Consider the following 20850-nt stretch of genomic DNA (forward strand, 5'->3'; position numbering starts at 1 on the left):
CTGAGAGAAGCTTTAAGAGATTAGCTTAGCCTCGCGACTTCGCAACTCGTTGTACTTCCCATTGTAGCACGTGTGTAGCCCAGGTCATAAGGGGCATGATGATTTGACGTCATCCCCACCTTCCTCCGGTTTGTCACCGGCAGTCTCGCTAGAGTGCCCAACTAAATGATGGCAACTAACAATAAGGGTTGCGCTCGTTGCGGGACTTAACCCAACATCTCACGACACGAGCTGACGACAACCATGCACCACCTGTCACTTTGCCCCCGAAGGGGAAGCTCTATCTCTAGAGTGGTCAAAGGATGTCAAGACCTGGTAAGGTTCTTCGCGTTGCTTCGAATTAAACCACATGCTCCACCGCTTGTGCGGGCCCCCGTCAATTCCTTTGAGTTTCAACCTTGCGGTCGTACTCCCCAGGCGGAGTGCTTAATGCGTTTGCTGCAGCACTGAAGGGCGGAAACCCTCCAACACTTAGCACTCATCGTTTACGGCGTGGACTACCAGGGTATCTAATCCTGTTCGCTCCCCACGCTTTCGAGCCTCAGCGTCAGTTACAGACCAGAGAGCCGCCTTCGCCACTGGTGTTCCTCCATATATCTACGCATTTCACCGCTACACATGGAATTCCACTCTCCTCTTCTGCACTCAAGTCTCCCAGTTTCCAATGACCCTCCCCGGTTGAGCCGGGGGCTTTCACATCAGACTTAAGAAACCGCCTGCGCTCGCTTTACGCCCAATAAATCCGGACAACGCTTGCCACCTACGTATTACCGCGGCTGCTGGCACGTAGTTAGCCGTGGCTTTCTGGTTAGATACCGTCAAGGGATGAACGTTTTACTCTCATCCTTGTTCTTCTCTAACAACAGAGTTTTACGATCCGAAAACCTTCTTCACTCACGCGGCGTTGCTCGGTCAGACTTTCGTCCATTGCCGAAGATTCCCTACTGCTGCCTCCCGTAGGAGTCTGGGCCGTGTCTCAGTCCCAGTGTGGCCGATCACCCTCTCAGGTCGGCTATGCATCGTTGCCTTGGTGAGCCGTTACCTCACCAACTAGCTAATGCACCGCGGGTCCATCCATCAGTGACGCAAAAGCGCCTTTCAACTTTCTTCCATGCGGAAAATAGTGTTATACGGTATTAGCACCTGTTTCCAAGTGTTATCCCCTTCTGATGGGCAGGTTACCCACGTGTTACTCACCCGTTCGCCACTCTTTTTCTTTCGGTGGAGCAAGCTCCGGTGAAAGAAAAAGCGTTCGACTTGCATGTATTAGGCACGCCGCCAGCGTTCGTCCTGAGCCAGGATCAAACTCTCATAATGATTTGTTTGAATGACCATACGGTCATTAAGCTCATAAAAACTAACTTTGCTAGCTATTGCTTGCATGTATTTGTTTCAATAAATTGAAACGTCCTACACATTGGTTCGTTTGCTTGCTTTGTTCAGTTTTCAAAGGTCTACAGTGCTGTGTTAGCAACTTTTATATCATATCAGAGCGACAATTGATTGTCAACTCTTTTTTAAAAGTTTTTTTCGCTCGTTGTTTTTCAACTTCGCAGCGGCTGTCTCAGCGACTTCATTAGAATAACAAATGATTTGTTATTTGTCAACAACTTTTTTTAATTAATTTTGTTGATGTATCAACATCGATTAACTATTTTATTATTGCGACTTCGTTATAATATCATCTGTTTCATTTTTGGTCAAGCTTTTTTTTGAAGTTTTTTCAAACGCTCTTTTGACCCGCTGACTCAATTGCCAACGTTGACTAATTTACCATTCTTCTTGACTTAGGTCAAGGAAATATTTCATTTTATTTACAAAAAGTTTTCAATAAAAAAAGACCGTTGTAACGGTCTTCAGTCTTTTCGCTAGTATTCAGGTGCTAAAAGAACGGAACGCCTTCGATCTTATAGTCTTCAATGATCTTACGAAAGATATTGGGCTCTTCCCACGCATACCCCTCTGGCAGCTGTTGCGTTTGTCCTGCTTCTTGTGTTTCAAAAACAAATAAAGGAATATTTTGCGTATCAATATTTCCGTTTGTGAGTTCAACGAGTTCGATCGCTGTCACATCAAGGTGAATACGGTCTTTAAACAATTGTAAGATCGTAGCCAAGCCGGTTTTATCTTCAGAAAAATCCGTTGACGCTAATTCCGCAGTGCCTTCGTGTATTTGCATCAAAAATCGTTTCGAACCATTTGTTAAGTGCATCATAACTGTACCCGCTACTTTTTTGGATCCCAAAATACCCACCTCAGTTATTCATCTGTTTGTAAACTAATTTTAGCACATTTTCAGAAAATATGCACGATTATCTGTTGCTGTTTTCTTTTTCTAACATTTCTTTAGCTTCTTTCACCCACACTGGTAAAGCTTCTCCAACCGTACGGAAACCAATCCGCTTATTCTTATTTGTAAAGTAGCGTTTACGCTTAAAGGGTGGCTGAACAAAACTTGTTTCCAATGTACGGCGGGACAAACTGATCTTTTGGCTGTATTCGTCAATATCAATGATTTGTACACGGATTTTTTGGCCGATCTGTAAGACTTCATGGATATTTTTAGTAAACCCGGATTGGATCTCTGAAACATGGATCAAGCCTTGCGTTTCTTTATCTAACGAAACAAATGCACCATAGGGTTGAATCCCAGTGACTGTTCCTTCTATAATGTTCCCGATTTGATAATTCATAGTCTTTCCTCTCTTTTCCACTTTCATTATACTTGAACTAGTGGTAGATTTGAAGCATCAGAAACAACGTTACACAATATAGGAGGGAAACGCATGATCAATTTTGACAAAGTTCATCCGCGCTTAAATACCAATAGCGTCAAATGGGATACAATTGCAAAAACCTATAAGGAAGAAAACTTATTGCCGCTTTGGGTAGCCGACATGGATTTTCTGGCACCAGAACCAGTGAAAAAAGCTTTAGAAAAAGCAGTTGCCCAAGGGATCTATGGGTACTCCACCATCCCTGATTCGCTGCTTGAATCCATCATCGATTGGCAACAAAGACGTCATGGTTATACCATCAATAAAGAAGCGATCCTTTTTAATAGCGGTGTCGTTCCTAGTATTGCACTAGCGATCCAAAGTTACACCCAAGAAGGAGATGCCGTATTGATCCACGATCCGGTTTACCATCCCTTTGCCCATGTTGTCAAAAACAATCAGCGTACCTTAATTCAAGAACCCTTATTGGAAAAAGATGGACGCTTCGTCATCGATTTTGATGCGATGGAACGAACGATCATCGAAAAGAAGGTAAAATTGTTTCTTCTATGTAATCCGCATAATCCTGGTGGCCGGGTATGGTCCAAAGAAGAACTACTGGCGATCGGCCGTATTTGTCAAAAACATCAAGTGATCGTTGTCAGTGATGAGATTCATCAAGACATCGTTTTTGCGCCAAATCACTTTGTTTCTTTCCAAACAGTTGAGCCAAACTTTGCCGATTTTTCAATCATCTTGACTTCAGCAACCAAGACCTTTAATTTAGCTGGGATCAAAAATTCGATGGTATTCATCAAAGATAAAACCTTGCGCAGCCAATTTGCAAAAACACAGGAGCGTAACGTTCAAGGGGAGATCAATACGTTTGGATTGATCGCTACTGAAGCAGCGTATCGTGAATCTGAAGAATGGTTAGAAGAACTATTGTCCTACTTAGAGGCAAATCGCACCTTTGTCTGTGACTTTTTGACTGACCAACTGCCAACCGTGTCGTTTCAAAAGCCTGAAGGAACTTACTTGATCTGGCTAGATTTTTCTGCCTATGGCCTAACGGACAATCAGCTACATAGAAAACTGATCAAAGAAGCCAGCGTCGTGTTGAATCAAGGAAGTATCTTTGGTCCCCACGGGAGTCACCATATGCGGCTAAACTTTGCCTGCCCTAAAGAGCTATTAGAAAAAGCACTCAATCAAATCGCCGCCGCGTTTAAAGACCAACCGATCGATTAACGCTTACGTGTAAAAAAAGAACCCTAAAGCTGCCATTTCAACGGTCTCCTGAGGATGACCGTTGAAACTGCTTTGGGTTCTTTTGTTTTATTCGCTGATTTCGATCGTTTCGATCACTACATCATGCACTGGACGATCTTGTGGTCCCCGTTGCACGCCAGAGATTTCATCAACAACTGACATTCCTTCGATCACATGACCGAAGACTGTGTGACGGAAATCTAACCAAGGAGTACCACCTGCTTGATAGGCTTCGATGATTTCAGCTGGATAACCAGCACCTTCTAATTGACCTAACATGTTGCTAGGAACATTTTGATTGTTGACGATGAAAAACTGACTGCCGTTAGTATTCGGACCAGCGTTTGCCATGGATAAAGCGCCACGAAGATTGAACAATTCTTTTGAAAATTCATCTTCAAAGCTGCCGCCATAGATGCTTTCGCCGCCCATTCCTGTACCAGTTGGGTCACCGCCTTGAATCATAAAATCAGGAATGACACGGTGGAAGATGATCCCATCGTAATACCCTTTTTTCGCTAATTCAACGAAGTTTTTGACTGTTTTTGGTGCCAATTCTGGGAACAATTGTACAACTACATCCCCACGATTGGTTTTGATGACTGCTTTATGGCCAGTTTGTTTTTCTAATGCTAACTGTGGAAATTCAGACACATTAACTCCTCCTTCTCTCTCATAAATCCATGATAGCAGAAAATTGAAAAAATGCTAGTTTGGATAATTTTTGCTATAATGAAGCTATTCGTACAACACGAACATGCTTCACCCCAACGTGCTTAGAAAAGAGGAATAACATGGATATTTTTGATATAACGATTATCGGCGCCGGACCTAGCGGGATGTTTTCTGCCTTCTATGCCGGTATGCGTAACGCCAAAACCAAGATCATCGACAGCTTGCCGCAATTAGGCGGTCAGCTTGCTACTTTATACCCAGAAAAATACATCTACGATATCCCAGGTTATCCGAAAATCAAAGCGGGCGATCTTGTCCAAAACCTGGAAAAACAGTTGACGACCTTCAATCACCAATATTGTTTAGAAGAAACCGTCTTGTCGGTCGAAAAACAAGAAGACTATATCGAAGTCACTACCGACAAAGGAATCCATTACTCGAAAGCCGTGATTTTGGCTTTAGGAAACGGCTCCTTCCAGCCGCGCAAACTGACTTTGCCAGAAAGCGAGCGGTTTGAAGGATACGGCTTAGACTATTTTGTCACCGATTTGATGAAGTATGCCGGACGCAAAGTAGCGATCGCCGGTGGCGGCGATTCTGCCATCGATTGGGCATTGATGCTGGAGCCGATCGCTAGTGAAGTCTACTTGATCCATCGCCGTCCTGAATTTCGTGCTCATGAACATAGCGTCAGCAAATTACAAGCTTCTGCCGTCAACATTCTGACTCCTTATGTGATTCAAGAGCTCCAAGGAGAGCAACGTTTGACTGGTGTCTCGTTGCAGCAAGTCAAGGGTGATGAAACGGTCAGCCTTTCATTGGATGCTTTGATCGTCAATTACGGTTTTTCTTCCACATTGAACATCAAGGATTGGGGCATGAAAAGCAGCCGCCAAGGAGTCTTCGTCTCTTCAGATATGAGCACGTCTGTTCCTGGGATCTATGGCTGTGGGGATGTCGTTTTATACGATGGAAAAGTCGACCTGATCGCTACTGGTTTCGGGGAAGCCCCAACTGCGGTGAACAATGCACTCCATTACATTGATCCCAAAACGCGGACGCAACCCGCCCACAGTACGAGTCTTTTTAAGGAGTAGCTGAGATGAAACAAGTTGGTCTTGCCACCTATACTCTCCCTTTACAGGGGAAGACCCTCACTGAGCAAATGGTTCAGTATCTGGAAGCCTTCGATCATGCCGAAACGGCGGTCCACAATCTAGCCGTTGCCCAAGAAGCCAAAGGATTGGCAGAACGGTTTCAAGTCAACGCGGACAAAGCTTACTCAGCAGGACTGCTGCACGATGTCAGCGTCGTCATCCCTAATGACCAGCGAATCGCCTTGCAGATAGCGGTAGGCGAACCGATCTTAGACGCGGAGCGGCAAGCACCTTTTTTGCTGCATCAGCAGCAATCCGCTTTGTTGGCAAAAACGGTTTTTCAGGTGTCTGACCCAGAGATTCTGTCCGCCATCAGCTGTCATACCACCTTAAAGGCCCAATATAGTCGTCTCGATCTGATCGTTTTTTTAGCCGACAAAATCAAATGGGATCGCAAAGATCAAGCACCTTTCTTAACCGGTTTATTAGAGCGCCTCGATGATTCCTTGGAATCTGCCGCTGGCTATTATATGGACTGGCTCTTTGCCGGTGACTTAGTGGTCCCCCATCCTTGGGCAGTGGCAGCCAAAGCAAAATTAGCAAACACCTAAATGTCAGAAGGGACTAAACCCAAACGGCATGGGCTGCAACTGGAATAGGGCACTACTTATGATTGCAATCCATCAGTCGCACGTTGACTTTTGAATAAACTATTTTTACATGGAGGGGAACTATATGGTATTAGAAAGCAAAACACTTGAAGACAAAGCAAGAGAATTGTTGGCCGACCGCGGTGTCTCACTGCAAGACATCGGCGAATTGGTGATGTTCTTGCAAAAAGATTACATTGAAGGCATCACATTGGAGATGTGTATCGAAAGCGTCAACGCTGTCTTAAGCAAGCGGGAAGTCCACAACACGATTTTGACGGGTGTCCAATTGGATATTTTGGCAGAAGAAAATCAACTGCTGCATCCACTGCAAGAAATCGTCAAAGAAGACGAAGGGCTTTATGGGATCGATGAGATCCTCGCACTATCCATCGTCAATGTGTACGGCTCCATCGGTTTTACTAACTACGGATACATTGATAAAGTCAAACCGGGCATTTTGAAAGAACTGAATAAGCACGACGGTCCCCGCGTTCACACCTTTTTAGATGATATCGTAGGTGCCATTGCCGCTTCTGCCGCAAGTCGCTTAGCCCATCAACACCCAAGTAAATCTCATTACATTACGCAATAAAAAAAGACCGACGATCCGCCTCCTTCAAAGGAAGTGGATCGTTGGTCTTTTTTTCATTACGCTGTTTTTTTCAAGCCTCGTTTGCCCCACCAATAGAAAGCAAAAAAGAAGACTTCAATCAAGACAAAAAAGAGAATAAAGCAATGCATGAAAAACGTTTCTGGCAATACGTTGATGATCGGATCGGTGGCTGGATTAAATAGCCAATCGTCGTTACTGAAGAAAATCTCATGGAACGTAACGAAAAAGCGATCAAAGCCGACTGCCATCAAAAACCCGAAAATCAGCGGCAATATCATCCCCCATTGAAAAGGACGAATCAAGCGCCATTGCTGTTGGTTTTGTCGTAGCCGATTGACGAACCAGATACTGGGCAGCACCGTGACGATCATCACGGCATAATTTAATAGAAACAACTGCTTCACATCGTAAAAATGCCCAGCGCCAGCTTCAGACATTGGAAAATCGGGCAAGGCGAGCGTACTTGCAAAGGGATTGTTTAGAAAATCTAGCAATAAGCCATAGTTCTTCAACAACTCTTCTCTTGTTAGCGAGGTATAATCCAGCAGATTTAAGTGATCGACATCAAACCAATATAACGGTCGAAAATTGATCGTTAGGGTGATCGCTAGACTGACCAAAAACAAAAACAAGCAGACAAATCCTAAGCGTTCAAGCCACACTTGTTTTTTCATTGTTCAAAATCCCACTCATCTAAAGAATCAACCACATAGGTTGGTGCTACTGGTAATGTCGGAACTGCCGCTTTCGGGGTAAAGCCAGATAATACGAGCAAAGAATCGATCCCGTTTTGGATCCCCGAACGGATATCCGTTTCATAATTGTCCCCCACCATCAAGACCTCTTCTTTTGATAAGCCGATGTGTGCCACCGCTTTTTCCATAATGATCGCTTCTGGTTTGCCAATAAAAATCGGTTGCATTTGGGTGGCAGTCTCCACCATTGCAATCAGTGAACCCGCACCTGGCAACAAGCCTCTTTCCGTCGGGATATTTTTGTCTGGATTGGTCCCGATAAAGGTAGCTCCTTTTTGGATCGCTAACGTTGCTAAAACAAATTTTTCATACGTCACGTGGTTGTCTAAACCAACCACGACATAATCCGGATTGGTTTCTTCCCACTCAAACCCAGCAGCTAAGATCAAATCGATCAACCCCGCTTCGCCGATCACAAACACTTTGCGGCCTTTGCCATGGTCTTTCATAAAATCGATCGTTGCCAAGCTTGCGGTATAGATCGTTTCTGGTGCCACGTGAATCGAAAATTCATCCGCCAATCGCTGTGCCACGACTTCGGGACTGCGGGTCGTATTGTTGGTCACAAATAAATAAGGCAGTCCTTCTTCTTGTAAGGATTCTATGAAGCGTTTCCCAGCAGGGATCGGCGCTTTTCCTAAATAAATCGTGCCGTCTAGATCAATCAAATAGCCTTTATATTTCATCTTATTCTTCCCTTTGTCGAATCGTAAACTCTTTTTTGCCTTTTTTCACCGTAGTTGTTTCGGTTTTTTTGACGTTTTTTTCTTTTGGTTTACGATTTTTAATCGTTGGTTTGCTTTTCTTCTGCGGAATTGCTTCACGCTTTTCTTCTATATGTGCGTTTTGTTGTGTAGTTTGATTTTGATTCGTTTGAGCTGGCTTTTTCTTACGTCTTCGGGAGGTACTTTTTTCTTTCTTGCCGCCAACCCTCTGGATCACGAAATAGGCACAACCGAAGTTGCAATACTCATACAAATAGTCTTCCAGCATGTCAATGCGCTGATCGGGTAATGCTTTGCGGTTATCCTTTTCAAAAAAGCCTTTCAAGCGTAGCTGTTCATAACCCCAATCACCTACGATATAATCATAGCGTGCCAAAACTTCACTGTAACGCTCACCAAGTTTTTCAGGATCGAAGCCTTCACGATAATCCATGACCAATTTGTATTGTCGATTGCCAATCATTAATTCTTCATCATTCAACAAAGTCACCAACTCGCCTTTTTGCGGTTGTTTCGCTGGTTCTTCAATAATTTCTTCTAGTACAGATGTCATTTCATCTGTGATCGTTTGTTTTTCGGTCATTTTTTCACCACCTGCTGTTTATTATACCTTGTTTTATTCCTCAATGATAGTCGCGGTTTTCCTCAAAAAACCACTGGAGGAGTACCAACTACTGAATAGGGTATTTCTGACTCAAGTAATCACCGACCACCGTCCGAATAAAGTCTGGAAAAAGAAACTCAACAGTTCCAGCAATCTCGATCGTCGGGAAAAACGGAATAAACAAGTAGTGATCCACAAGAGTCAACGTGTAGCTTTGAGCAGGATCGACGGGCTCTTGTTTCCACAATACTTGGTGGTTTTTTTCATCAAAGCGAATGCCTTCATAAACCAGTTCGCCAAAAATCTTCCCTCGAAAGCCCATTCCCATAATTGGGAAATTGCGCAAAAAGTTGCGATTTTTTTCCATTTCTAAGACCAGTCGAATGACATCTGCGCCTTGCAGCGTCACCCGAATCAAATGCATCGGATGGGGTAAAATCGTGTGCAGTTGATCTTGATCGACCCGTCCTTGCGGCAAATCATCTAAAAATAGCCCCGTATTTAAGATGGCGGCATCCGTCTGTCCTTTGGCACATAATGCCAAAAGTGCCTCCCGAACCAAGGAATGTTGACTTTGCCAATCCCTCGTAAACGCTGCTGGAATTTCTGCCACCTGATTTGCCCGCAACAAGCGATGACCGATCGATAGATATTCGGCGATCTCTTCCTCATCTTGCGGAAAAGCCACCAGCGAATCAGTCGGAATCACACGTGCACGATGCTTGATCGGGCGGTGGTGTTCATCTAAGACCACTTCGACTTCGCCAATGTTAAAACCAAACTTGCCAGCTGCACCAATTTGAACCCCATTGATGACTTCGCCCTTTTCAAACAAATGGTGCGTGTGGGAACCTAAAATAACATCTAGTTCTGGAAAGTCCCTCGCAATCTGACGGTCAGCATTGATGCCTAGATGGCTCATCAAGACCAGCAGATCGACCTCGGGGCGCAAATGCTGCACCAATGAAGGCAAAATCTCCAAGGGTTCGCGAATGTCCCAACCGTTGGGGGCATATGTTAGCGGAAACGGTGCCGTAAAAGCGATCAAGCCGATTTTGGCTCCTTGATTGCTTTCCATGATTTTGTATTCTTGTGCCCACTTTGGCGGACGCAAATCCTTTTTATCAAATAAGTTGCCTAAAATGACCGGAAATGCTGCTTGGTCATACAGATGCTGCAAGACCTCTTTGGGATTGCCGACTCCCTCATTGTTCCCAATCGTCACCGCATCATAATGCCCTTGATTCATCAAGTCGACATTCGCCTTGCCGTCAGTTGCTTCTGTCAAAGGATGCCAGCGATCGACAAAGTCGCCTAAGTCGACCGCGATCACTGTCTCTTCGGTCGTATCCGCTTCTCGTTTTCTTTGATCCAAATAACGCCGCATCTTCGGCCAATGTTCTAGGTGGGAATGCAGATCGTTGGTATGGATAATCGTAATTTTTTCCATTGTGCGCCTCTTTTCAAATACGTCGCCTGAAATCACTATCCGTTTCTCTTGGCATCAAGGGTTGCCAGTAGAAAGACGACGGAATTCTCTACAAAATAAGCATAGCATAAAATCTCTGGGAAACCATTGGAATGCTTGGAAAAGAATGGTGACTTTTTGTAAAAAAGAAACAGTTACAGTGACAGTTGTTCAAAAGAAAAAATCACTTTTCTGACTGTAAAAAGGAAAGTGATTTTTTCTGGTTATTTGGGGGAATTGCAACCGATAACACGGCGGCGGCAATTTGTTGAAGCGAAAATAAAGAGTTCTTGAAACGACGATTCTATCGAATATCGAGAGCAGGTATTCCATGTTTCAGTTCGTCAGAACTACTGATTCTTTGAGAGTACAAAAATCGCCAACGGAAAAGTTATCAGAGTAAGGTTCTAAACAGGAATAAAGCCTTTGTATCAAAAATACAACTTACCCCTCTGAGAGCTGCTATCGATTGCCTAGATTTAAAGCAGAATACAATTAGAACAGCCCTTGGTGTCACAAAGACTTTCAGACAATAAAAAAACCTAAGACAGTCTGTCTCAGGGTTGAATGATCATCGATTCAATTAGTACTACTGCTTTCTTCAAAAGCAGGCAGTTTTTCAATCAGACACATGGAGAATCCTGCTTAGTGCTGCTTCCTTCCGGATCTGACACGCTTCACAAGACCTCCATTGTCCTAGCCTTTCGGCAAAACTTAGTATAACGTATTTCGTTAGAGATTGCCAGCCTTTTTTTGTTTTTTCTTTTCTCGTAATGCTCGGAAAAAATCTGTTAGCAGCTGGCCGCATGCTTCTTCTAAAATGCCGCCTTCCACATAGGACCAATGGTTGAAGCGCTCATCTTCCAATAAATTCATCAATGTACCAGCAGTGCCGCCTTTGGGATCGTAGGCACCAAAATACACTTCTTCCACCCGTGCCAATAACATCGCCCCACTGCACATCGGGCATGGTTCCAAGGTCACAAACAGCTGCGCTTGTTCTAAGCGCCAACTTCCGACAGTGCGACAGGCTTCCTCGATCGCAAACATCTCCGCATGCGCTGCGGCTTGTTGCTGCGTTTCTCGTAGATTGTGCCCACGCCCAATGATTTTGCCATCCAAGACGACGACAGCACCGATCGGTACTTCTGCCACACCTTCTGCTTTTCGGGCTTCTTTGATTGCTTCTTCCATAAAGAACGCTTTTTCCTCGGCAGTCAAGGTACTTGTTTTTTCCACGACTTCACTTTCACTCCTCTACCTCGCACCATTTCGTGCATTTCCTTGTTAGTATAACGAAAAACGCTTAGAAAGACGAGAAAAACTCGCAAAGACCGATGTCCCTGCGAGTTTCAAATGGAATGATTGGCTTAAAAGACGGAATCAACAAAGCTCGTCAACTTGTCTTTGACATGTTCTGTCGAATCTTTGATGTTGTCTCCGTAAACAGAGATTTTGTTGCGGCCCTCATTGACTTTTTTCATCACACCTAACAACGAATCCAATTCATTGTCAGACAAGCCGTCTACGACATCCAACAATTTTTCATTGCCGTTGAATTTGTCATCGACAAATTTCTTTACTTTGTGTCGGTTGCAAGCGAAGCGTACTTTATTGAATACTTTGTCTGATACAACGACGGCAGTAGTGATCCCAGCGATCGCTGCAATGCTTAATCCAATCGTTACTTTTGATGATGTTTTCATATCGATCAGCTCCCTTATTTTGCTACTTCCATCATAGCACGAGGACTGAAATAAAAACACTATTTCGTTTAAATCGCTTTGAATCTTAATCCTTTTGGAAAGAAGTTTTTCACAGTTCCTTGGACTTGTTTTCCAAAACCGACGGGGATCTCATCGACTGTCAAAATCACCCATCCAGCATTTCCTGGCACGCTCATGGTTTCACCTGCCACATACTGCTGCCATTGCGGCAAAGTGATCGGCACTGTCGGTGCCCCTTCTTCTGCATGGATCGCCAATGCCAACGCATAACTAGGTTCGATCCGATTCTTCTTAACGACGCCGACATGCAAACCTGGGCGCATAAACTTGATCCCTTTTAAAGAAGGCATTTCTTCAGGAACGAGCCAGAGGTTTTCTCCTAGCAGCTGAGGTGTCGCATTCAGTGCCTGTAAAAAAGGAAACTCCTTGTGAAAGGCTTGCCACAACTTTTGAGTCGTTGCATCCAATGGGCTCTTGGCTGTCGCTCCTTTGCCTTTTTTCTTCTTTTTCACTGGCGCTGCTTCTGCTTGGGAGGTCAATTTCGCAGCGAAATGACCTTCTCCTTGGTTTAAATGCGGCCATAAGCGGATGGTTTTCTCGATCCCAGATGCAGCTCCCCACTCGCTGCGCCCATGAGATACATTGGCCAAGTCGATCGCTTCTATTGTGAAGGGATACTCCTCCATTAACCAAGCCATCATCGCTTCGTTTTCTTCAGGGGCAAAGGTACAGGTGGAATAGATCAGCTGGCCCCCCGGTTTTAGCATCGCAACGGCTTGTGCCAAAATGTCTTTTTGCCTGATCGCACACTGATCAGGTGTTTCTGCCTGCCATTCTTCTAAGGCGACGGGATCTTTACGAAACATCCCTTCACCAGAACATGGGGCGTCCACCACGATCTTGTCAAAAAACTGAGGAAAATGGCGGCTCAATTCTTGTGGAGCCTGATTGGTGACGACTACATTCGGAAATCCCCAACGCTCCACATTTTCTGATAGGATTTTGGCACGCTTCGGGAAAATCTCATTTGCTACAAGCAGCCCTTTTCCTTGTAATTGGCTTGCCAGCTGCGTTGTTTTGCCTCCCGGTGCCGCACATAAATCTAAGACCCGCTCCCCTGGTTGAGCGGCTGCGATCGTTGCCACGATCATCGCACTAGGTTCTTGGCTGTAGACATAGCCAGCTTGATGGAGCAACGAACGGCCTTTGACTTCGCCAATATAAGCCGCTTCTGCATAGGGGGCGGGTACAGCAGCTGGTCCATATTTTGCCAGCATCGCTTGTGCGTGCGGCTTAGCAACATTCAAGCGAAAGCCTTTGACTGGCTGATTATCGGTTAAAGCGGTAAAAAAAGCTGGTGCTTCTTCTCCTAGCAACCGTTGGTATTTTTCAATAAATGGTGTTGGTAATTGCATACTACCCCTCCTCGGCTTTTTTATTCTAGCGACTGAGAAGCAATTATGCAAGAATTCCTTGAGCAAATGGCAAAAAAACTGCAGCTGAGTGAAGTGGGCGACTAAATCGCTTCGACTTCTCTTTGCTGCAGACCTTTTTTTATTTAAAAATCGCTTTTTTGACACTGCTTTCGATAAATGGCTGAGAGACACGGTTGTCCCAGAATTTGATCAGTGGGCCCACTAAAAAGGCACTGATGAAGGTTCCGATCCCGATTGGCCCGCCTGTGAAGAGCCCAATCAAGGCAAAGGCAACGTCTTGAATCACCCGCACCACTCGATAGTTGGCTTTCGTCTGATCGACGATGGTTGGGGCGATCGCGTCGTAGGGGGCGCTACCCAAATTCGCTGACATATAAAACGAAGCACCGAAGGTAAAGAAGATGATCCCGATCAACAAGAACAAGCCTTGCTGCCACCAGTTATTTGGACCGACGGATAACCAATCAAAAACGTTGGTATAAAAGTCGATGAAAAATCCTGTCAGCACCATATTGATGACCGTCCCGATGCCGATATGGCGACGGCCAAAGATAAAAATCAATACTAGGACAGCGATATTGATCATCAATTGATAGACCCCAAGGGATAACCCTAGCAGCTCGCCGACACCGATATTGGCTGCTGTGTATGGGTCTAGCCCTACTCCGCCAACCCGCAGCAATGCCGCCCCGAATCCTAAAATGGCGACACCAATCAACGCATAAAGCGAGCGTATTCCTGTTTCTTTTTTCATTAAAATTTCCCCTTTTTTCTCATCTGTTCTTTCAAGTATAACGAGAAAAAAGCAAAATGGGAATTTCAACGCTTCACAGGGCTTTTTGTATGGAAGGGATCTGGCTTAGTCATCTCCTTTGCTTCTATATGAAAAGCCAGCGGCAATAATCATTGCTATTGCGTATCTTAGTTTTCGTTTCTTACTGATACGCGTGCCTCGTACATTACTCGGGCTTCACTGGAACCATCACTTCAAATATCTGCAATTCTTTTTGTGTGGTAAAGACTTCATCTTGCCATAACAATTCCCAAACATCGCCATCGATTTTCAACTGCTTCTCTTTTAGAAAGGCTTGGATGCGGTGGGTAAAAGCGGCAATTTGTTCTTCTCCCTCACTGACAAATCCAGAAACATACGTACCAGCGGGACGTGTGATGATCAGCTTTTCCGGATAGAGATGTAGCCGATCTTGGGGAATCAAGATCAATGCCCGATAAGGCGATGCGTGAAAAGTCTGATCCTCCAACGTCGTTCCTGCACTTAAAAAGCCGATGGGATAGCCACTGAAGGCATCTTTATAATCCACTAGCGGATAAAAACGGGCGTACACTTGATAAGCAGATTCTGGATCATCGCCAGCGATCTCTTCGGAAACGATAAACGCCTCTGCTTCGTGCTGCGCTATCGTAAAGGTCTCAAAATCGGCTTTCTGTACTTTTTCATAGCGCTGGATGTAGCGATCGAAGGTTCGTTCCAATTCTTGTAGCGCAGCGATTTTGTCACGGACTTGTCCTCGCCGTTCCACAAGTTCCTTTTGCGTGTATTCCGGGTTGCGGTTTTTCAAAAATTGGCGAATGTCTTGCAAGGGCATGTCTAAAGAACGCAACATCAAAATCACGTCTAACTCAAGGCATTGTTCAAAGCCGTAATAGCGATAGCTGTTTTCACCAATCGATTGCGGTTTGAACAAATCGATTTGATCATAATAAATCAATGTGCGCCGACTCACGCCAGCATAAGCGGACATCTCACTGATGGTCAATTGTTTTTTCAAAAAAATTTCACTCCTTGCTTGACTGTAACGTAACGTTACAGTTTATTCTACCATAGAACGACATTTTTGGAGGGAAATCATGAAACAATTACAGTTATTTTATAAAGAAGAAAGACGCTTCTTTTTCAGTTTATTTCTTTTGATGCTAGTCCAATCCTTCGGCACACTCTTGTTGCCGTATTTTTTGGCAAAAATCATTGATGAAGGGATCTTAAAAGTCGACACGACGGCCATTTGGCACAATGGCTGGTGGATGTTTGCCATTGCCATCGGCACCGTGATCGTCTCGGTAGGCGGTAGTTATTTATCTGCCCACCTTTCAGGAAAATTCGGGCATTTTTTGCGGATGCGCTTTTTCAAAAAAACACAAGAACTCTCTGTATCCGCTGTTGATGGCTATGGTACACCCACTTTGCTGGCACGTACCACCAGCGACATCAACAATATCCAACAAATTTTGATGATGGCGCTGCAAATGATTTTGCCAGCCCCAATGATCGTCGCAGCTTCGATTTTTCTAACCGGCACCGTCTCTTTACGGATGATTTGGGTCCCAATCGTAGCGATCCTATGTTTTTCAATGATCGCTTATGGGGTGATTCGCAAAGCGATCCCATTATCACAAATCACGCAAAAACTAGTCGATAACATGATGCGGATCTTACGAGAAACCTTTACCGGCGCTCGGGTGATTCGGGCATTTGACAAAGCGGCTTACGAAAAAGAACGGACAGATCAAACCTTATCCGAATATGCGAAAACCATGATTAAAGTCAATCGCCTCTTTGCTGTCTTGAATCCGACCGTCAACTTAGTAATGGGACTCTCGATTTCGACCATCCTAGTCTACGGCGGCTATCAAAGTCTTCAGGGCCACCTAGCTATTGGTAGTATTACTGCCATTATCGAATACACGATTTTGAGCCTTTGGTTTTTGACCATGGCAGCGATGGTGATCGTGATGGTGCCTAAAGGCTTGACTTCCTTACAACGAATCGAAGAAGTCTTAGAAGAACCAATTGATTTGATTGACGGTGACCAAACCTTAAACAAATCCGCCTTGTCAGAAACGATCGCCGCTTTCAATCACGTGCAATTTACGTATGAAGGCGCCGAAGAACCTGTCTTAGAAGATATCAGCTTCGAGATCCACCGAGGCAAAACGACAGCGATCGTTGGCGGAACCGGCTCTGGAAAAAGCACCATTGCCAAAGCCTTGCTGCGTTTCAAAGATGTGACTGCTGGTTCGATTACGCTTTTCGGCCGCAACATCAAAGAGATCTCTCAAGCCGAATTACGGGACCAAATTAGTTATGTCCCGCAAAAAGCGCTCTTGCTTAGCGGCACGATTCAAGAAACCCTGCGTTTCGGCAATCGTCCGGCAACCCATGAGGCGATGGCAAAAGCCGCTGAAGTTGCCCAAGCCAAGTCATTTATCGAAGGCTTGCCTGAAGGTTATGGAAGTCTAGTTGCTCAAAAAGGCAGCAATTTCTCCGGCGGTCAAAAGCAACGGCTGAGTATTGCCCGAGCGCTGACAAAGCCCGCAGAAATCTACTTCTTTGACGACAGCTTTTCTGCTTTGGATTATCAAACAGACGCCAACTTGCGGCGTGCATTGAAAGAATACACGAAAGATGCCGCCGTCATTATCGTGGCTCAACGGGTATCGACCGTCAAAAATGCCGATCAAATCATTGTCTTGGATAACGGCAAAATGGTCGGTAATGGAACCCACGAAGAATTATTACGCACTTGCCAAACTTATCAAGAGTTTGCCTCATCTCAAGGAATGGGAGGAATGAAGGATGAGTAAACAAACAATGGATACACCAAAAAACATGAAACATACAAGCCGGCGCCTACTTCGATTACTAATGGAACAAAAAGCCCGCTTTCTGCTGATCATCGTCTCTGCCTTGTTCTTTTCCTTACTAATGTCCATCGCCCCTTTGATCTTGGGACGTGGACTGGATAATCTGATCGCCTTGTTTCAACAAGAAGGCTGGCAAATCAATGATTTTTGGCAAAGTATTTTAGGCCCGGTCGTCCTATTAGCGGGAACATGGCTTTTGATCAGTCTCTTTTCCTTGCTGCAAGAGTATACGATGGCCAGTGTCAGTGAAACCCTGACCTTGACTTTACGCAAACAAATCAGTGACAAATTCAATCGCCTGCCTATCAGTTTTTACGACAAACATCATACTGGCGATATTTTAAGCCGAGTGATTCTCGATTTAGATAAAGTATCTGAAGTCTTGCAAGTCGGTTTGATGCAGTTGATCACCGCAACCATCAGCATTACCTTCGGCTTGATTGCCATGCTTTATCTCAGCCCATTACTGACGATCGGCGTGGTCCTGATTTTGCTTTTGAGTGCTTTTGTGACCACCGTTCTCGCACGAAAAAACTTGAGCTACTTTACCAAAAACCAAGAAACATTAGGTGCAGTCAGCAGTCGTGCGGAAGAGTTTTATACCGCAAATCCGCTGATCAAATCCTACAACCAGCAAATTGCCGTTGAAGCGGAAATGGCGGAATTGAGCGAAGCTCAATTTAAAGCTTTTCGGAAAGCACAGTTCGTCAGTGCAGCTATCAATCCTTTCGTGCGCTTTATCAATCAAATCGGCTTTATCTTAAGCGCCGTCGTTGGTGGTCTGATGGTGTTGCAAGGGCAATTATCCATTGGTCTTGTACAAGCCTATCTGCAATACATCAACCAAGTGTCTGAACCGATCACGCAAGCTTCTTATATTATGAACACCTTGCAAAGTGCCTTAGCATCTCTCGAACGAATTTTTGAGATCCTTGATTATCCTGAAGAAGAAACAGCGACCCAGCAACTGCCAGTTCCACAAACCATCAAAGGAAAAATCGATTTTCAACACGTCTCCTTTGGTTACAACAAGGAAAAACTCCTGATGGAAAACGTCGAATTTTCCGTCAAACCAAAACAAACGGTTGCGATCGTCGGACCAACAGGCGCTGGAAAAACCACCATGATCAATCTTTTGATGCGCTTTTATCCTTTGAACGGTGGAAAGATTTTGCTGGACGATCAAGACATGATGTCCTTTTCGGCACCGGCAGTACGGAAAAAATTCGGTATGGTGCTGCAGGATACATGGCTGTTCGAAGGAACCATTGCTGAAAATATCGCATATGGCAATCCCGATGCCACTCGGGAAGACATCTTGGCTGCAGCCAAAGCCGCCCAATGCGACCACTTCGTGCGGACCCTGCCCAACGGTTACGATACCGTCATTGGCTCCGAAAGCGAACTGTCTCAAGGACAACAACAATTATTGACGATCGCCCGGGCGATTTTAGCGGACCCAACGATCCTGATCCTTGATGAAGCCACCTCCAGTGTCGACACTCGGACGGAACAAATGATCCAAACGGCAATGGATCGTTTGACCCAAGGAAGGACCAGTTTTATCATCGCCCATCGTCTTTCTACCATCAAAAATGCCGACTTGATTCTAGTGATGAAAGACGGCTCCGTCGTCGAAAAAGGCTCCCATACTCAATTGCTGGCACAAGATTCCCTTTACGCCCAACTATATAACAGCCAGTTTGCAACAGCTTGATGAAAAAGCCGAAAGGTCCAACGATGTCTATGACGAATCGTTGGACTTTTCGGTTATTTGCTTTTCATCCCTGAGTAGCACAAGTGTTCCTGTACAAGAAACACTTGTTACCTACTAAAAACCTTTCCCTTGCCTTGCCAGTATCCATATTCCATAATCAGACGTGAGAGACGATCCACCAAACAGACCATATGGGAGTGTTATGAATGAAAAATTTTCAGATGACGTTTATTACTTCTACTACCACCATTCGTTGGTTGAAACTATTGAATCTCTTGGAACGGCATAAGACCCTTTCGAATCGTGAGTTATCAAAAGCTGTCCAGAGTTCGCGGCGCACGATCATTTATGATATGGAGGGGCTACGGAGCTACTTTGGAAGTACTTTAATGATCGAATCCACGTCGAATGGCTATTCTCTTCACGAATTACTACCGAAGGAATATCTTGAACGAAAACGAGCGCTCCTTCAGAATGAACCATTATTCGTTATTCTTGAGCATCTGTTTAAGGGAGAATATCGGACAGTTTCCGAATGGGCAGACTATTTTTATCTTTCTGAAAGTTCCCTTTTACGCTATTTAACGCTTTTTGAAAAAGCCCTGAGGCCCTTTCAGTTATCTGTTGATCACAAGAATTTCCGTCTGATCGGATCAGAAGCGGATATTCGCAAATTTTTTCATACCTTTTATTATGAGTCAGACGCTACGCCTCATACGGTACGTCCAACGATCGCTGTGCAAAACATCGTCTTAGATTTTTTTCGAAATATACGCGGCAAAACCAATAATACGGCTTCATTTTGGTATATCAGTTATTGGTTGTATATTGTCCTTGAGCGTACTCAAGCAGGAGAAACTGTCATTGTCTCCGATCAATTAAAAAAGATCGTCTTGGCAGATGAGCTCTTCCAAGAAATCCAGCCCCTCAATCAACGACTCCAAACGGCTTTTTCCTTGTCTTTACCGTCAGAGGAGCTGGTCTACCTTTTCGCTCTACTAGCAAGTAACCGTGGGATAAACAACTATCTCAGGGAAATATCATTTGTTAACCGCTTTGACCATTGGCCTGAGCTAAAAGAACTGACTGCCAATTTTTGCCAGTTTCAGCAAATATCCGATCATGATCAGTCCCGAGAGTTTATTTTTCTCCATTCTTTCTTTATAACAGAAAAAATAAAACAGCTGATTTCCCCTACCTATAATCTAAGTATGGAAGAAATTTCCAGTTACGCACAAACGCAATACCCTAAAGAGTATGAGGAAAATACAGAGTTTCTTTTTAGGCAGCCCCTCTTTGAAGCAACCGCTCTGTCAGCAATCAGTGCCCGCTTCACTTTATACTTTGAAGGATTAAAAGAAAAATACTGGGGCAATCCACGCCGAATCGCTTTTCTTTTAGAGGGGGATGCGCATATTTGTCTTCACATCAATGCTTTTGCCGTAAAATATTTTGGTCGATATCATATTTTGCAATTTCCTGATTCCAGTGAGTTTTCTTTAGATTATGTTGAACGAAACAAGATTGATCTAGTCGTGACGAATTACGCAGAGTATTTGGAAGAGTATATTTTAGATGTTGAATGCCTCCTGATAAAATCGATCCCAGATGCAGATGATTGGAACAATTTCTTGAAAATCATCAACCCAAAAATCATCCATAATTTTGCGTTGCGAAACATCGAAAAAAGCACCTTTTATAAGTGAAAAGACGTGTGCGGCACTTGAA

19 protein-coding genes, 1 rRNA gene and 1 other RNA gene (1 of these 21 cut by a window edge) are annotated in these 20850 nt (G+C 44.5%); 7 read left to right on the plus strand and 14 right to left on the minus strand.

The genetic code is table 11. From position 1 onward, the window contains the following. From IGI89_RS01955 to IGI89_RS01965, 3 genes are all read right to left on the minus strand, one after another. Positions 1-1317 (minus strand): 16S ribosomal RNA (locus tag IGI89_RS01955); it reaches 243 nt to the left of the window's first position. 565 nt (positions 1318-1882) lie between these two features. Further along, positions 1883-2245: a hypothetical protein gene (locus tag IGI89_RS01960; RefSeq protein ID WP_008378091.1), complete on the minus strand. Its 363-nt coding sequence runs from the start codon at positions 2243-2245 to the stop codon at positions 1883-1885. Between the two features lie 67 nt (positions 2246-2312). Then, positions 2313-2693 (minus strand): CvfD/Ygs/GSP13 family RNA-binding post-transcriptional regulator, encoded by a 381-nt coding sequence (locus IGI89_RS01965; RefSeq protein WP_008378090.1) that lies wholly within the window; start codon positions 2691-2693, stop codon positions 2313-2315. A gap of 93 nt (positions 2694-2786) precedes the next feature. Here IGI89_RS01965 and IGI89_RS01970 point away from each other — a divergent pair, with 93 nt between their 5' ends. Beyond that, the gene (locus IGI89_RS01970; RefSeq protein WP_086299139.1) at positions 2787-3968 is read left to right on the plus strand and encodes a MalY/PatB family protein; all 1182 of its coding nucleotides are present in this window, start codon (positions 2787-2789) and stop codon (positions 3966-3968) included. Positions 3969-4055: 87 nt separating this feature from the next. Here IGI89_RS01970 and IGI89_RS01975 read toward each other — a convergent pair whose 3' ends face one another. After that, positions 4056-4643, minus strand: coding sequence for a peptidylprolyl isomerase (locus IGI89_RS01975; RefSeq protein ID WP_438735235.1), 588 nt, complete (start codon positions 4641-4643; stop codon positions 4056-4058). A gap of 140 nt (positions 4644-4783) precedes the next feature. On the opposite strand from IGI89_RS01975, the gene IGI89_RS01980 reads away from it, so the two are divergent. The 3 genes from IGI89_RS01980 (at position 4784) to IGI89_RS01990 (ending at position 7006) form a co-directional block, all read left to right on the plus strand. Next, a complete protein-coding gene (locus IGI89_RS01980) occupies positions 4784-5761 on the plus strand; it encodes an NAD(P)/FAD-dependent oxidoreductase (protein ID WP_008378083.1) in 978 nt (325 codons plus the stop codon). Between the two features lie 5 nt (positions 5762-5766). Beyond that, positions 5767-6372 carry a bis(5'-nucleosyl)-tetraphosphatase (symmetrical) YqeK gene (gene yqeK, locus IGI89_RS01985; RefSeq protein WP_016619942.1) on the plus strand — a complete coding sequence of 202 codons (606 nt, stop codon included), beginning with the start codon at positions 5767-5769 and terminating at the stop codon, positions 6370-6372. A gap of 124 nt (positions 6373-6496) precedes the next feature. Beyond that, positions 6497-7006 carry a phosphatidylglycerophosphatase A family protein gene (locus tag IGI89_RS01990; protein ID WP_005227653.1) on the plus strand — a complete coding sequence of 170 codons (510 nt, stop codon included), beginning with the start codon at positions 6497-6499 and terminating at the stop codon, positions 7004-7006. Positions 7007-7062: 56 nt separating this feature from the next. Here the strand turns inward: IGI89_RS01990 and IGI89_RS01995 are convergent, their stop codons facing one another. The 10 genes from IGI89_RS01995 to IGI89_RS02040 all read right to left on the minus strand — a co-directional run bounded on the left by IGI89_RS01995 (position 7063) and on the right by IGI89_RS02040 (position 15505). Beyond that, the gene (locus IGI89_RS01995) at positions 7063-7701 is read right to left on the minus strand and encodes a TIGR01906 family membrane protein (RefSeq protein WP_438735236.1); all 639 of its coding nucleotides are present in this window, start codon (positions 7699-7701) and stop codon (positions 7063-7065) included. After that, positions 7698-8468 carry a TIGR01457 family HAD-type hydrolase gene (locus IGI89_RS02000; protein ID WP_438735237.1) on the minus strand — a complete coding sequence of 257 codons (771 nt, stop codon included), beginning with the start codon at positions 8466-8468 and terminating at the stop codon, positions 7698-7700. Before IGI89_RS02000 ends, IGI89_RS01995 begins: the two co-directional genes overlap by 4 nt. Position 8469: 1 nt before the next feature. Beyond that, the gene (locus IGI89_RS02005; RefSeq protein ID WP_005231988.1) at positions 8470-9090 is read right to left on the minus strand and encodes a YutD family protein; all 621 of its coding nucleotides are present in this window, start codon (positions 9088-9090) and stop codon (positions 8470-8472) included. An 88-nt stretch (positions 9091-9178) separates the two neighbouring features. Further along, a complete protein-coding gene (locus tag IGI89_RS02010) occupies positions 9179-10561 on the minus strand; it encodes a bifunctional metallophosphatase/5'-nucleotidase (RefSeq protein WP_438735238.1) in 1383 nt (460 codons plus the stop codon). 634 nt (positions 10562-11195) lie between these two features. Next, positions 11196-11282: signal recognition particle sRNA small type (gene ffs / locus IGI89_RS02015), an RNA gene on the minus strand. A gap of 29 nt (positions 11283-11311) precedes the next feature. Next, positions 11312-11818 carry a tRNA adenosine(34) deaminase TadA gene (gene tadA / locus IGI89_RS02020; protein WP_005231990.1) on the minus strand — a complete coding sequence of 169 codons (507 nt, stop codon included), beginning with the start codon at positions 11816-11818 and terminating at the stop codon, positions 11312-11314. A 131-nt stretch (positions 11819-11949) separates the two neighbouring features. Next, positions 11950-12285 carry a hypothetical protein gene (locus IGI89_RS02025; RefSeq protein WP_005227636.1) on the minus strand — a complete coding sequence of 112 codons (336 nt, stop codon included), beginning with the start codon at positions 12283-12285 and terminating at the stop codon, positions 11950-11952. Between the two features lie 68 nt (positions 12286-12353). Continuing rightward, positions 12354-13721: an RsmB/NOP family class I SAM-dependent RNA methyltransferase gene (locus tag IGI89_RS02030; RefSeq protein WP_034878061.1), complete on the minus strand. Its 1368-nt coding sequence runs from the start codon at positions 13719-13721 to the stop codon at positions 12354-12356. Positions 13722-13860: 139 nt separating this feature from the next. Next, positions 13861-14496: a YczE/YyaS/YitT family protein gene (locus IGI89_RS02035; protein ID WP_228100639.1), complete on the minus strand. Its 636-nt coding sequence runs from the start codon at positions 14494-14496 to the stop codon at positions 13861-13863. Between the two features lie 205 nt (positions 14497-14701). Then, positions 14702-15505 (minus strand): MerR family transcriptional regulator, encoded by an 804-nt coding sequence (locus IGI89_RS02040; RefSeq protein WP_016611256.1) that lies wholly within the window; start codon positions 15503-15505, stop codon positions 14702-14704. Between the two features lie 106 nt (positions 15506-15611). Here IGI89_RS02040 and IGI89_RS02045 point away from each other — a divergent pair, with 106 nt between their 5' ends. From IGI89_RS02045 to IGI89_RS02055, 3 genes are all read left to right on the plus strand, one after another. After that, a complete protein-coding gene (locus tag IGI89_RS02045; protein WP_086316921.1) occupies positions 15612-17345 on the plus strand; it encodes an ABC transporter ATP-binding protein in 1734 nt (577 codons plus the stop codon). Continuing rightward, the gene (locus IGI89_RS02050) at positions 17338-19122 is read left to right on the plus strand and encodes an ABC transporter ATP-binding protein (protein WP_438735239.1); all 1785 of its coding nucleotides are present in this window, start codon (positions 17338-17340) and stop codon (positions 19120-19122) included. The genes IGI89_RS02045 and IGI89_RS02050 overlap by 8 nt, the downstream gene beginning before the upstream one ends. A 206-nt stretch (positions 19123-19328) precedes the next feature. After that, positions 19329-20828 carry a helix-turn-helix domain-containing protein gene (locus IGI89_RS02055; protein WP_086316919.1) on the plus strand — a complete coding sequence of 500 codons (1500 nt, stop codon included), beginning with the start codon at positions 19329-19331 and terminating at the stop codon, positions 20826-20828. The last annotated feature ends 22 nt before the right edge of the window (positions 20829-20850 follow it).

Source organism: Enterococcus sp. AZ141, from assembly GCF_051714385.1.
GTDB classification, from domain to species: domain Bacteria; phylum Bacillota; class Bacilli; order Lactobacillales; family Enterococcaceae; genus Enterococcus_D; species Enterococcus_D entomosocium.